This is a genomic window from Singulisphaera rosea, assembly GCF_054877945.1.
On record NZ_JBTYIP020000016.1, the window covers coordinates 136584 to 149862 of the forward strand.

The 13279-nt window shown below is 62.0% G+C and carries 14 protein-coding genes and 1 pseudogene; 8 read left to right on the forward strand and 7 right to left on the reverse strand.

The annotated features are described in order from the left end of the window. From ACYOEI_RS24420 to ACYOEI_RS24440, 5 genes are all read left to right on the forward strand, one after another. A complete protein-coding gene (locus ACYOEI_RS24420) occupies positions 1–627 on the forward strand; it encodes a hypothetical protein (protein ID WP_462852241.1) in 627 nt (208 codons plus the stop codon). 12 nt (positions 628–639) lie between these two features. Beyond that, positions 640–1818, forward strand: coding sequence for a hypothetical protein (locus ACYOEI_RS24425; protein WP_462852242.1), 1179 nt, complete (start codon positions 640–642; stop codon positions 1816–1818). 117 nt (positions 1819–1935) lie between these two features. Next, entirely contained in the window at positions 1936–2667 is a 732-nt protein-coding gene (locus tag ACYOEI_RS24430; RefSeq protein ID WP_462852243.1) for a hypothetical protein, read from the forward strand. Continuing rightward, on the forward strand, positions 2618–3499 hold the full coding sequence (locus tag ACYOEI_RS24435) for a hypothetical protein (RefSeq protein ID WP_462852244.1): 882 nt from the start codon (positions 2618–2620) through the stop codon (positions 3497–3499). The genes ACYOEI_RS24430 and ACYOEI_RS24435 overlap by 50 nt, the downstream gene beginning before the upstream one ends. A gap of 81 nt (positions 3500–3580) precedes the next feature. Further along, positions 3581–4465: a phosphorothioated DNA-binding restriction endonuclease gene (locus ACYOEI_RS24440; protein ID WP_462852245.1), complete on the forward strand. Its 885-nt coding sequence runs from the start codon at positions 3581–3583 to the stop codon at positions 4463–4465. A 106-nt stretch (positions 4466–4571) separates the two neighbouring features. Here ACYOEI_RS24440 and ACYOEI_RS24445 read toward each other — a convergent pair whose 3' ends face one another. After that, positions 4572–4850 (reverse strand): hypothetical protein, encoded by a 279-nt coding sequence (locus ACYOEI_RS24445; protein ID WP_462852327.1) that lies wholly within the window; start codon positions 4848–4850, stop codon positions 4572–4574. A 113-nt stretch (positions 4851–4963) separates the two neighbouring features. On the opposite strand from ACYOEI_RS24445, the pseudogene ACYOEI_RS24450 reads away from it, so the two are divergent. Beyond that, a pseudogene (locus tag ACYOEI_RS24450) lies at positions 4964–5253 on the forward strand (transposase); the annotation flags it as partial. A 519-nt stretch (positions 5254–5772) separates the two neighbouring features. On the opposite strand, the gene ACYOEI_RS24455 reads toward ACYOEI_RS24450, so the two are convergent. The 3 genes from ACYOEI_RS24455 to ACYOEI_RS24465 all read right to left on the reverse strand — a co-directional run bounded on the left by ACYOEI_RS24455 (position 5773) and on the right by ACYOEI_RS24465 (position 7886). Next, the gene (locus ACYOEI_RS24455) at positions 5773–6579 is read right to left on the reverse strand and encodes a replication protein RepA (RefSeq protein WP_462852246.1); all 807 of its coding nucleotides are present in this window, start codon (positions 6577–6579) and stop codon (positions 5773–5775) included. A gap of 287 nt (positions 6580–6866) precedes the next feature. Beyond that, entirely contained in the window at positions 6867–7190 is a 324-nt protein-coding gene (locus tag ACYOEI_RS24460) for a hypothetical protein (protein ID WP_462852247.1), read from the reverse strand. Between the two features lie 12 nt (positions 7191–7202). Beyond that, a complete protein-coding gene (locus tag ACYOEI_RS24465; protein ID WP_462852248.1) occupies positions 7203–7886 on the reverse strand; it encodes a nucleotide-binding protein in 684 nt (227 codons plus the stop codon). Between the two features lie 979 nt (positions 7887–8865). On the opposite strand from ACYOEI_RS24465, the gene ACYOEI_RS24470 reads away from it, so the two are divergent. Then, positions 8866–9189 (forward strand): type II toxin-antitoxin system PemK/MazF family toxin, encoded by a 324-nt coding sequence (locus ACYOEI_RS24470; protein WP_462852249.1) that lies wholly within the window; start codon positions 8866–8868, stop codon positions 9187–9189. Between the two features lie 134 nt (positions 9190–9323). Here the strand turns inward: ACYOEI_RS24470 and ACYOEI_RS24475 are convergent, their stop codons facing one another. Together ACYOEI_RS24475 and ACYOEI_RS24480 are read right to left on the reverse strand one after the other, a co-directional pair. Further along, positions 9324–9830: a hypothetical protein gene (locus ACYOEI_RS24475; RefSeq protein WP_462852250.1), complete on the reverse strand. Its 507-nt coding sequence runs from the start codon at positions 9828–9830 to the stop codon at positions 9324–9326. 26 nt (positions 9831–9856) lie between these two features. Then, complete coding sequence (locus ACYOEI_RS24480; RefSeq protein WP_462852251.1) at positions 9857–10387, reverse strand: DUF7417 domain-containing protein; 531 nt, start codon at positions 10385–10387, stop codon at positions 9857–9859. Between the two features lie 387 nt (positions 10388–10774). Between ACYOEI_RS24480 and ACYOEI_RS24485 the strand changes: the two genes are divergently transcribed. Next, positions 10775–11257, forward strand: a complete 483-nt coding sequence (locus tag ACYOEI_RS24485; protein WP_462852252.1) for a hypothetical protein — start codon at positions 10775–10777, stop codon at positions 11255–11257. A gap of 60 nt (positions 11258–11317) precedes the next feature. Here ACYOEI_RS24485 and ACYOEI_RS24490 read toward each other — a convergent pair whose 3' ends face one another. Then, entirely contained in the window at positions 11318–13252 is a 1935-nt protein-coding gene (locus ACYOEI_RS24490; RefSeq protein WP_462852253.1) for a ParB/RepB/Spo0J family partition protein, read from the reverse strand. Between the last annotated feature and the right edge of the window lie 27 nt (positions 13253–13279).

Consider the following 13279-nt stretch of genomic DNA (forward strand, 5'->3'; position numbering starts at 1 on the left):
ATGAAGGCCAAGATCTTTGTGACCAGCAGCGGGTATGACCCCGACAAGGGCAAGCACGTCAAAGACCCCTACCTCGGGCCGTGCCCGACGCTGGGGGCGTGCCGCCCCGACATCCGGGAGAAGCTCCAGAAGGGCGACCAGATTTTCACGGTCTCGGGCAAGGTCCCGGGCGTGCCTCAGCTCGTGATGGGCGGCTTCGAAATCGCGGAGAAGATCCCGGCTATCGAGGCCTACGAACGATTCCCGGACTTGCGGTTGAGGAAGCGCGAGGACGGCCAGCTCACGGGCAACGTGATCGTCAACGCTGAGGGGAAGCAGCACGTGCTGGACGGCCACAACAAATTCGACCGGCGAATTCAGAACTACATCATCGGGACGAATCCCATTGTGCTGTCCACTCCGACGGAGATTGCCGAAGGGCGGCGGCTGACGCTGGAGATCCTGCAGGACGTGTTCGGGAAGAAGGGCGACTCCGTCCGCTCGATCATCGGTCGCTGCAGCAACATGAACGAGAAGCAGGTTGAGAAGCTGCGCCGCCTACTGGAGGCGCTAAAGGACAACGTGCGTCAGCCACGCCCCGTCGCGGTGCTTCGTGGATTGAGCGAGGTGGCCCGCATGGTGGGATAAGGAGGAAGGACGATGGTCGCGAAGGCTTCGGGTAAGCGGTCAGACCGTCAACAATCGCTGTTCGAGGCGATGGACTTCCCCGGCAGCGAGCTGGTCGCCCCGGGCACTCCATGCCATGTAACCGCCGTGGCGAAACGCCGGGACGGCGGCATCCGATACTGGTGCAGCGTCCACAAGGCCGACGCGACCGCGAAGTACGGGAAGCCGGCGGCCAAATGCCGCGCGGCCGACGAGCCGCCCTTGCTTCCGGAAGATATCCTCGACCTGAACCTAGACAAGTTCCTCGGCGGCGTCGCCCTGTGGGGTGCCGTTCCGGCCGTCTACGATACGACGCGGCTCGACATGGACCGCGGCATCCACGTTCACGCCAGGCCCAAGCCGGGCGACAAGAAGGAAATCGACTGGACGCGCCGGGCCGTGCGGCTCAAGGGCTCCCGATTGCCGAAAGACGGCGTGCTCGTCAACGAGATCGACGCGATCTACTACATGGTCTCGTCGGTGTTCGGCTTCCAGATGTCCTACGTTCAGTGTACCCATTGTGGCTGGGCACACCTCGACAAGGACTTCTTCAGTGTCCACCCTCATCACCGTCACCTCTGCGCGGACTGTGGGCGGCACTTCCGCGACTCGAAGGATGGGATCGGGAATCCGATCATGGGCGTTCGCCAGGCGTGCGGGGTGGGCGAGCACCGGACGGCCCCGGCGAAAGAGAATCTGGATATCCGGCAGGCTGATTACCCAGGCGGCATCCAGATTTGGGGGTCGAACGCGGCTTTCATTTGGACAGGGGATCACGAGGAAGCCGAGGGCATCCACGTCCACGCTTATCGCGAAGGCCAGTCGGAACCGGAGACGGACGAGACCTACAATGAGGTTATCATCGACGGGGTCCGGCTCGAAGCCGAGATGGTCCGGGTGTTGATGGCCCAGAACGTCATGCCGTCGCTGAAAGGCCGGGTCCGGTCGGCCAACTGCCCGGCCTGCAAACAGCCCCAGTTCGACCGAGGCGAGGCGGCCTATACCCCCTCGGCGGCCCGCACCTGTTCTAGCTGCGGGCACGGGTTCACGGCTGCTGGCAGGCTCCGCAATGTAATCGCCAATCCACTTCCGGCCATCCTCGAAGGGCTGGCCAAGGCGGCGCCGAGGAAGCCCCAGCAACACCGACTCGACCTGCGTCCCGAGACGCTTTGACCGAGTGCGGGCGGAGCGTACAATCTCCGATCCACGATCGAAACCCTTGTATACATCCCCGGTTAGGGCGAGCGCACCGATGGGATGTTCCGATAGGCAGGGAATACGGGCACGAGCATGGCGGTAACCATCGAGTATTTGGCGATATTTCGACGCGCCGAGTCGTTTTGTGATTCGGCGGCCAGTTTCACGCGCCTCCTGCAGGTAGACTCCAAAATCAAGGTGGCGGGTGGTGAGATCCGGTACGAAGGACAGCCCGCCTGCAATCTCCAACTCTCTGACGGCGAAGTGGCTACGAAGAAGCAGCGGTACTTCCATCTCCATTTCACATGGGATGGCGACCCAGACGCCGATGTCGAGTCGTTAGAGCGATTCAATTCACTCCTCAAAACCGTTCGCGGCACGGTACGTCAGGCCGGAGGCGAGACGGAAACCCTTTGGGATGACCTCTCAGCCCACTATGCCCGCAAGGCGTACCCCCTGATCCACGAGATCGAGAACCTGATGCGGCGACTGATCGCCAACTTCATGTTGGTGACCGTCGGGCGTGAATGGGCGGAAGAGACGTTGCCGAAGGCGGTGGAGGATGCCGTTCGCAACAGCAAGCGCAAGGACTACCTGAACGTTCTCGATACCGTGGACTTCATCCACCTCGGTGAGTTTCTTTTTGCGAACTACTCGAAGAAAACACCGCAGGACTTGTACGCCAAACTCAAAGATGTGAAGACAGAGGAGGATGCGAAGGCCCTCCAGACCTTCATCCCTGAGTCGAACTGGAAAGCGATACTTCGGAGAGTTGGTGACCTGCGAGGACGGGTACTTGAAGTCCCGGTGGGAGAAGCTCTATGAGCTTCGGTGCAAGGTCGCACACAACGCCCTAATGGGCAAATCCGACTTGGACGACATCGAGAAGCTCATCGGTGAGATAAAACCGAAGCTGCAAGAGGCGATCGGTAAGCTCTCCAAGGTCAAGGTCCCGGCAGAAGACGCCGAGGCGGTTGCGGAGAACGCCGCCGGGCGGGTGAACGCCACGATTGGGGGGTTCATCACGTGCTGGCAGCAACTGGAGTCTGAGATCGGGCGTCGCGCCTCTGGAGTGGGTAAGGCAAGGAAGATCATCCCCTCGGCTGATGATCTGGTGAAGTATCAGGTTTTGGACCGGTCCCGTGTGGATCTTTACAACGAGGTCCGCAAGATTCGCAACACCATCGTCCACGGCCCGGGGTCTGAAATCCCGATGGAGACTATAAAGGGGGCGCTTCACAAGCTCAAAGAGCTTCTCGCATTCGTGGAGGCTGGGTACATCGAGTACCTGAATGTTCTCTCAGAGACTGAGCGGTTCGAGGCGGTGGAAGCCAAGATCGCGGACACGCACCATCAGATCGCCGATTCGGAGGAGTTCAACAGTGCGATCGCGAGTACAAACGCTGTGTACTTCTTCTTGGACGATTACCAAATCGAGGACATCAACTTCGCGAACGGAGAGTGCATCGTAAATCTGAACTTCAGTGCTTCGGGCGAACAGCTCGAGGATAAGATTCAATGTGGTGATCGCATCGTGGGGAACTGCGAAGCCGTCATCGACTCGGAGGGACGGGTCGAATACCAGGAAGTTCACGCGGAGGTTGATCACGGCGAGGGCGACGAACCGGAGTTTGATCCCGGCTTCGATGGGAGTTGAATCTGCCCGTGTTGTCGTGTCCGACAGTCTCAGCAGGTGTTCCGGCTGTAGATCAACAGCCTGTCGTGATGGATAGTAAACGTGAACACCGACGATGTTCTAACTCGCTTCGACGACATCAGCATTTGGAAGCAGGGCGACCAACGCGCCCCGCACAAGCCGCTCCTCGTCCTCTACGCTCTCGGCCGGTGGCAGGCTGGGCAGAAGGACGTCACGTTCCGCCAGGTCGAGCCGGACTTAACCGCCCTGCTGCGCGAGTTCGGGCCGCCGCGGAAGTCTGACCACCCCGAGCAGCCCTTCTGGCGGCTCCAGCGCGACGGCGTTTGGACTGTCCACGCGCCGCCTGGTCTGGCCCTCAAGACTGGCGACGACATCCCCCGCATTGGCGAGCTGCGGTCGAAGGACGTCCGGGCCGAGTTTTCGCCCGACGTGCAGGCCGCCCTCTCCTCGGATCCCAGCCTCGCCGCCGCCATCGCGAGCCGGATCCTCGAGCGGCACTTTCCCGAGTCGCTTCACTCCGACATTCTGAACGCGGTCGGCCTGACGCTGGAGACCGCCATCACTCGCCGAAAGCGCGACCCGGCCTTCCGCCTGCGAGTCCTGAAGGCTTACGAGTATCGCTGCGCCGTCTGCGGCTTCGACGTGCACCTCGGTTCGGTCACGATCGCCCTGGACGCTGCCCACATCCGCTGGCATCAGGCGGGCGGCCCCGAGACGGAGGATAACGGCCTGGCTCTCTGCGTCCTGCACCACAAGACGTTCGATCTGGGAGCCTTCACCGTGCGCGAGGGCGTGCTGCTCGTCTCCGACCAGGCCAACGTTACCACGGGCTTCCAGGAGTTGCTGCTGGCTCACCACGGCAAGCCGATTCGCGATCCGCAGAACCCCGACTGGCGGCCGGAGCCGAAGCATCTCGACTGGCACGGCCGCGAGGTGTTCAAGGGTCAGGCGAGGCATCGGGGTTAGCTACTGGCGGCGACGATCCCCCGCCTTCCGATCCCCCGCCGCCTCGGGTGTTACTCGGTCGTTCCCACGTCTCAGCGGCAGATTCATCACTGCGAGACCTTCTCGATCAGGGCGTGCCTTGTCGCTTTTCACCACGGGCCGGGCTGCCGCACGCGGCGAGGATCCGCCCGACCTTGGCGATCACCTCGGGGTGATCCCGGCAGAGATGCCCCGTGGAGATGACCTTCTCGGACGCTACGCCCGTCATGCTGGCGCTCTCGAAGCTGACGAGCCCGTCGCTCCGGGCCCTCGGCGTGGAGCCGGACCGGACAGCGATAATGGAGTGGGCGGTGATCGTTGGGGCCAGGGGATGTCGTGCAGCCCGGCGAGGATAAGGGAGCCCCACTCCAGTTCGTCGATGCTGCTCGGCAGCCCCTTGCGGAAATGGTCGCGGAAGAACGTCTCGGCATTGCGCTCGACCAGCCGCCTGTGGGCGGCCTTGAGCGGGTCTGGCACGCGGACCTGGTGGTGAAGAAGTACCGGGCGAGTGCCCCGAAGCTGGTGTCGTGGCTGGAGGCGAACGTTGTCGGAGGGCCTGCCCGTCTATAGCCTTGCCCCGGCCGCATCGGCGACGGTTGAGGACATCGAAAATGCTGGAACGCTTCAACGCGGAGTTGAAGCGTCGGATGAGGGTGGCGGGGCTGTTTCCCAACGATGCCTCGCTGCTCCGGCTGGTTAGTGCGGTGCTGATGGAAGTGAGCGACGACCGGGAGATGAACCGGAAGTATCTGACGATGGGGCTGGGGTGATCCGCCTGGCGTCGGCCCAGGAAATTACAGAACCAGGGTTGCACTACCACCGCGAGCATCGATTGCTTCAAACGCATTTCTAACCGGATGTAAGCGGCGCATGGCGTTCGCCATGAGGTGGAGGCTGCCCTCGCTGGCGTTCCGGAATGGGTAGCCGACAGTACCCTGGAAATGCCCCTTGGAGGGCTTAAGCTGGTCCCTGACTGGGAGGGTAGCCGCCCAGTGTGGAGCACATCCCTGGAGGGCCTTCAGAGCGGTTTACGGGGCATGTCGAGGTGGCTAGGGCAGTTCCGTGCCGTTCCGAATGCATCTTGCCTTTCCCATGCCGTCGTTCGAGGGGTTCGTGTTTCCTATGCCGAGAAGCGAGTTTTCCACAAGATAAGGCCGATAAACTACCAGTAAAGGATTATAGGTATTACTACTATAGGTTTTAGGGGGTGGCGATTCAGCGTGAGAATTTACCAATGAGGGGTGGCGATTCGGCGCTGAGGGGGTGGCGATTCAGCGTGGATAACCTCGTCAATCCTCTGGCTTGTCCACAACCTCTTGGTTTTGAAGGAATCGCGGGAGCGCGACCAGCGTTTTCGAGATCGGCGGCGGTGAGGGACGGAGGATTAGCCCTCCAGGCGTCCCGTCGATCTTGGCATCGGGGTAGACCGTGCAGACCTGGCGGAGAACATCCCGAAACTCGCGCTTGAAATTCTTCGAGTCCAGGTACTCTTGTCCGAACTGGTCCCGGAGGTTTTCCCAGCTCAGCTTGATCCCCTCGGGTTTGCCGATCCGGCAGAGGCGGTGGGCGAGCCATGTGTAGATGTCGAGGGCCAGGGCGGAATGCTTGAGGGCGGAGATTGCTCGATAGTCGAGCGGGACGGCGTGGTTGGCCAGGGTTTCGTAGAAGTCCTGCGAGAGTTCCAGGACGCCGGGCCAAAGCGTCTTTTGGGCCCCGTCATGTTGCAGCCAGGCCTCGAAGCGTTTGATTGGCTTGGCGTCGACGGTGACGACCTTGCCCTCGGTCTGCATGCCGATCGTCAGCCGGCAGGCGGCCAGGGCCTCCATCTGCTTCCGGAAGATGGTGTAGCCTCCCCGTTCTCCTCCGTTCGGCTGCATGCCGAGGGCCGTGAGGAATTGCTTGGTGCTGTCGCCGATCTCGACGCGGCGGCTTTGCGTCCGGATGGCCTCGGAGCTGAGATGCACCATCACGAGGCGCGGGGTCGTCCCATGAGGGAGCGGTTGTCGAACCCATTCCTTGCCGTTCCAGAGCTGCCCGGCCTCGAGGAGGACGCTGACGTGACCGCAATGGCGTTCGAAGACGCGGGCCTCCGTCATGCGTCGAGGCATCCCGACCTGGCACATGACCGTATGAAGGAAATCCGTCCGATCGGGAGGGGTATTGACGATTTGCTCGCGGGCATTGAGGAGGCGACGTGTCGTCCGGCCGCCCGCCGCCGGTATTGCTACCTCGGCCGAATCCTTCGGAGTCGGCGTTTGGTTCGAGGTATCGGTTACGGTCGCATCCACGGAGAACCACGCAATGTGAGACGGTTAGCAGGTTACGCCTGCTTCGTTCGGGGGCCGAGTTCGCTTTTGCCAGGTTCTAAACTGCGTCCCTTGAGTTACTTGATGTGTCCATTCGTGTGTAGCCAGTGTTCGACGGCGAGATCGACGATATCCATCACCGTGTTCGGCTCGATCCCGCCGAGCTGGCGCTCGAGCGAGGCTCGTTTCAACGCGCCGAAAAGCTCCGCCCGCATGCGTGTGCTCAGCGGTACTCTCGCCTGACTGCCGGCAGCCGATGGAGCGCTTGCGACCTGGGTTGCCACGGGTGCCTCCGATTCCGGGTCGGCTTTTCCCCGGAAGACGAATTCCTTCTCCTTCTGCGGGTCGACCGGAGGCGAGGATGGCTTCAATCCTTCGACCAGTGCGCGTCGTTCAGCCATCCTCGCCTCCCCTCACCCCGCCACGGCTTTCGCCGGAGACGTCTTTGTTTTCCTGGATCTCTTGCGGACCGCGTCGGGAAGCAACTCGCGGAAGAGCTGCGTCACCTCTTTCGCCGCCTCGTGAGCGCGTGAACCCAAGTTCCAGACGACGGCGACCTGTCCCGGCGCGTCGGCGTAGATCTGGCGCAAGATCATCGGTGTGCTCGCCAGCGGCAATTGCAGCGCGGCGGCGGCCTCTTTCATGTCCTTGGTGAGGCGGTAGTTCTTGCCGACCATGCTGAGGACGATCACGGCCTTCGGCTTGCCGGCCCGGATATCCTGGGCCTGTCGGAGCACTTCCGTGGCCTTGGCCAGCGCCCGGACTTCGAGCATGCTCGCTTTGCAGGGTACGATGGCGAGGTCGGCCCGCAGCAAGAGTGCCCGGCTGGTTTCCGTATTGCTACCGGGACCGTCGGCCACCACGTAGTCGGCATCGCTGCCCAGGAGCGGCAATTCGTTCAGGATCATGTTCGGGCTGTCGAGCCGGACCGTCTTGACCTCAGGCATCGCTTCGCCAATCCATTCGGAGCTCGAATGCTGGGTGTCGCAGTCGGCCAGGGTCACCCGATGGCCTTGCTCGTGAAGCCAGGCGGCGAGATGGACGGCGAGTGTCGATTTGCCGACCCCACCCTTTGAATTGGCGATTGCGATGATCATGTCTGCTGGCTTACTGGCTTTCTTTTAGACTTGCAAGAATTATTTATGGAAAGATGTGTTTCCTTCTTTCCTTCAGAACAGACGGACGGAATGACGGCAAGAAAGCCCGTCAGATTGACGCAGGGAAAGATGGCCAGAAATCAATCATGAAAGATGGCTTGAAAGAAATCCGGGTGGAAGGCCGCAGGGCGAGATTGAAGGAAAGACGGAAAGCTTGCTTTCTGGCTTGAAAGCCATCTTGCGAGCAAGAGGGAAAGATGGAAATCCGGAAAGAATGAAGGATGTCAGTCATCCAACTGGGCGAGGCCTCAGGATTGGTCCGCGGCGAGGACTTTCCCGGGAAAAATGGCCTTAACGAAGTTAAGGGGAGGAGTCTGAAAGCTACCAATCCACTTTCGTTGATAGATTCAGCCAATCGACTGATGATCCGGAACTCCGGGCGACCCAGTGCAGAAAGGCAGGGAACCGGGGCCAGTCATTGTGGCCCGAGATGCATCCGGAGGGCGTGAGGGGAGAGGGGTGAAGGTCATGTCACCGACGGTCAGTCGCTCAACGATCTGCTTGCGCGACGGCGATCTCTGCGTTAGAATTGAAGAAATCGCAACCGCGGTAATCGGCGTGAACAGGACAAGACCTCGCAGCTTGGAAGGATCGGAGAGGGTGCCCATGCCGTCCGTTTGCGCGACGGCGATAGACGCGTTGAGATTGAAGAAATCTCAACCGAGGGGATCCTCATGAGCAGGGCAAGACCTCAACGTGCGGACGGATCGGTGGTGATACCGAGACCGCAACGGATTCTCGGCGGCCTCGGCCTGTGGTCGCACTCCGAGCTCAGGCTGTCGACGAATGATGGTCTCCTGACCTGTGAACCGTGCTGGCGGCCGCGCCGCGGGCTGGCCCCGCGCGGACTCGCCGTGTCGCCAGGTGTTGCCGATCAGGTCTGTATTGGGGCGGCACCGATGGGCCGAGAAACGCGGTAATGGATCGCGGCGACATTTACTACGTCGAACTCCACCCGCTCCAGGGATGGGAGTATGCCGGTTCTTCCCACGTTCTGGTCGTTTCTCCTCGTGCGTTCAACGCGCGCGGTACTCAGTTGGTCTGCCCGATTACTTCAGCCGGCAGTCTCGTCCGCGACCAGGAGTTTGCCGTTAGCCTGTGGGGCACGTATACCCAGGGAGTGGTGCTGTGCCATCGACCGCGTGCTCTCGATCTTCTGGCCCTTGAGGCGGGCTATGCCGGGAACGTCCCGCGAGAGATCGTCGAGGATGTGCTCGGCCGGTTGCTGAGGCTTCTGGCATAGGCGGACCGGCCGACGCGGTGTTTGGCCTCATCCGCGTCTACCAGGGTCCAGACTGTGTTCGGAGCCTGCTGCCCCTCGAATTCGAGTTCCTCGCCGTAGGTCTCGAACAGGCATCGCCCTTGGTCAAGGAAGGCTCACCCTGCCTCGGGATTGAGGTGGTTGGTCACCATCGGATCGTGGTCGTGGCACGCGTCCTCGGAGATTTCAAGGTAGTTCGCCCTGGCGGTACCCGCCTCGCCGGTCGAGGGGGTATCCAGACGGCATGGCTCCGGCTGGTACGTGGTCGTGGGATCGTTTTCGAGTGTGGCGATCAGCAGGGTGGCAGCGACGCGGAGAGTGTCGGGAATGGAGGCTCCCGATCCCTGTAACTGGACGACCTGTTTCGACCAGGCCAGTAGGTCCGGGGCGGCCTTTCGGAGGCGCTCGGCGGCGAAATCGATGATCACGGATTGCTCGAACGTCTCGTCGCCAACCACGTCAACGAGCGCGCCGAGGTCCTCGCCGTCGCAATCGTCGATGCCGTCGGCGTCGCCGGTCGGTCTCTCGTGGGCGATCGTCGCGGCAGCCTCCGGGCTATCCGCCTCGATGCCCTCGAAACTGAGCCTCATCTCGCGGTAGATGTGAACGTTGAAGAGAGTCATGATGGGGTTCCTTTCCGTGGGAGTGTTCAGTAGTCGAGAGGGAGCAAGACCGTGGTCAAGGAGCGGTCGGCCTCGGTGATGATCCAGAATCGCCGTTCGCCTTCGCCGTACACGGAGAAGAGCCGGAAGCCCTCGCGAAGCGCGAGCTCGTTTTGTCTGGCGTCCTCGGGGCAGACTTTTCCCCAGTCGCCGGTCATGTGACGGGTCAGGCCCAGGGTGATCTCATCGGCGGATAGCCGCTCGAGAGCGTTGCGGGTGGCGACGATCTGGCCGGTCGAAACGCGATGCGATTTTGGTTCGGGACCCGCCGTGGCATCGCCGGCGGTTCCATCCGGCTTCGCGTCCGGTTCCGGCGGGGTGATTCGCCCGGCAGTGATGAGGGCGTGGGCGGTTCGTCCGTAGTGGCCCTGAAGCTTCCAGGCCAGTCCCGTGTCGACGAGGTGCTGGAACAGCGTGATCGTACCCGCTTCGTCCAGTTCACCGGACTCGTAGCTCATCAGTGCGGCGACCGAGTCATAGGTCTCGTCTCCCGGCATGTCGTTGTTGGCATCAACCATGGGTGATCTCCCTTCCTTGCGTTTTCAGCCGCGACCATCGCGGCCTGATGGCACCGCGTTGGGACCCGTCCGAGTCCGGAGCGCAGCACACCGCTCAAGCGAAAGGCCGAGGCTCCCGAAGGGAAACGGCCTTGGCAGCTTGAACGGGCCGGCGGCGGGTCCAGCGTGCCTCAGGGAAGGCCGCAGGGCGTCAATGAAGCCAGGGAGGAAGGATCGCTTTGGATGGTGGGAAATGGCGACCGATTTGAGGTGATTGACCTTCTGATACCCAGATTCTTGCCAATGAGGCAGCTTGGAACTGGCTCGCTACGCCGCTATTGGTATCCTCAAGGGCGTCGTCGTCTGTCCGGTCCGATGAACCGCGCCGTTGCGAGGCGGAGATATCCCGTGGGGCTGCAATACAACGTCGCCTATCACCTCCGATGCCAGATCACGCTTCAGTCCGGACGAACGATCACCCTGGAAGCCCTCGACCAGGAGATGTCCTATGCCGGCTTACTGGAAGGCACTCCGGACGCCAAGACCAACGATTGGTACATCGAGTCTTCGCTTCGAGTGGCCGCGCGGCGCTGTGTGCCCGGTGCCAGGCCGCATCTGATCCCGCCATCCCGGCGAGATTACTTGAGAGAGCCCGGGGATATGCGGCCAATCGTCGAACACTCCCCGCACCGAACTCCCGAATGGCTGCCGATGGTGCGGTGCATCGGGGTGTTCAAGGATGTGGGCACCGCACGCGACCCTGATCGTGACCTGTCCGTCCTCGTGATCGTCTGGTTCCAGGACGAGTACGCCCTGCCAATCCAAGAGCCTGCCCTGGACCAATTGCTGGCGCTGGACTGGGACTCGCGGGCTTTCGATGTTGACCTTTGATGAGAGTCTGGTGCCGTCGATCAAGCAGCGGGCGGGCGCTGCGGCCCGCCCGTTGGTTAGTTATGCCGCCTTCGTCGCTTCCTCGGTCAAGGGTGATTCAGGCTCGGCTGGGCAGAAAGTGAACTGCATCCCGGCGGGGAGCCAGTTTCTCAGTGCCTCGACCTGCTGCTTCGTGCGACCGTGCTGCTCGGGAGCTCGGAAGGCTCGGTCGAGTTGGTCGACGAGCTCGCCCTTCTTGTCGTTTCGTCGGGCCTGTGCCCACTGCTCGCCAAACGTCTCGCGGCCGATCGAAAGCAGTTGATCGCGGGTGATGCGACCGAGAAAGTTGTCCTTCGTCGGACGCCAGTAGCCGGCCACGTTTCCTTGGGTGAGAGCCAGGGCGGCGTCGTACGCGCTGGCTTCGACGTCTTCGGCCGAGAGATCAGGTTGAAGGGTCAGCGCCGTGCAGTACGCGAGGATCGCTTGTTTCCCGGCGTCCGGTAATTTACGGAAGGCGGCGAACTGCTCCGCCTCGCTATTGGGATTCAGCCATTCGGCGGGCAGACCGTCCTTGATGCTCTCAAGGGCGATCCGTGCGTCGGTCTCTTCCCGCTGCACGGCAGGGGTCCCGTGGTGCTGGCGGAAAAGCACGTCCGGCCCGTCGTAGACCGGATACGTCCCCAACGCGGAACGAGCCACCTTGAAGACGAGGAGGTCGAAGGCGATCCCGGGGTGCTTCGCGATTTCGACCTGGGCCGCCTGGAGGCGGTAGGCTTCGAGATCGCGCTGGAGCGATTCCGGCAACCCGCCCTTCGGTTTGGCTTGCCTTGCCGTGGGAAGCTCGTCCACCTCGGCATCGACCTTCTTCTGGTCCTGTCGGCGAACCAGCCCCTCCTCGACGGAAAGTTCGCCATCGCGGGAGATGGTGACGTAACAGCCCGCCGATTTCATCTGCTCGGGATCGAAGGCCGCAAAGGAATCGAGCTGGCTCTCGATATCGCTCAGCCGGCTTTCAAGTTCATCCAGTGCTTCGAGGAGCTCGTCCGATTCCATGTCCTCAAGGGCTTGCTGGATCTCGTCGATCTCTGCCTCGACGGCGACCTTCTGTTCCAGTAATTCCTGGGGAGGATCGAGAGGCACCGGTTCGAGCCGGCTGCACCCGGAGGTGACATTCCAATCGCGGTCGAGGCTGACTTCGACCCATCCCCAGCCCTCGGCTTCGAGTTCCTGGCGAATGCCGTCGAGTTTCTCGACCGCCAGTTGCTGGAGTAGTTCCGGCTTTTCGAGATAGACGTCCTCGCCGAAGAGATCGGCCCGGGTCGTGCCGCCTTCCGCCCGGTAGGCCTCGATGCCGACGAATTTCGCGAGCTTGCTGTCGGCCTCGACCATGGCCTCCGTGAGGCAGCTTCGGATGTGGCGGGCGTTGTCCTGTTGCCAGGGCTGGAGCGATTCGTAGACCCTAATCTGCTGCGCGCGGTCATCGGTGATGGTGAACGCCATCAGGCATTCGAGATCGAGCTGGCCTTCGCGATATTCCGCCAGCAACTCAGGCGCGACGCGGCCGAGCTTCATGCGCTTCAGGACATGCTTCTCGTCCACGCCGAATCGCTCGGCAACCGCCGACGTGGCATAACCCTTGGCGATCAACTCGGCAAACGTCTCGAACTCGTCCGCCGGATGCATGGCGAGGCGGACCGTGTTCTCGGCGAGGCTCATCTCCAGGGCGTGTTCTTCGCTCACGACCTGGCACGGCACGGCGTAGTCGTCGGGCCATACGCCTTCGGCGACCAGCGACCGAAGCGCGTCGAGCCGCCTGCTTCCAGCGATTACAAGGTAAGTGTCGCCAGGCGTGGCCGTGACGACGAGGTTTTGCATCAGCCCGTGCGCGCGGAGGGACGCCTTAAGCTCGTCGAGGCCGTTCTTGCCCGCGGTGCGGCGGGCATTGAGCGGGGATTTCTCGAGTTTGCCAAGGGCGATCAGTCGGGTCGGAATATCGGTGATTTCGTGATGTTTCATGAGATTCTCCTTTTGTTGGATGGTGAA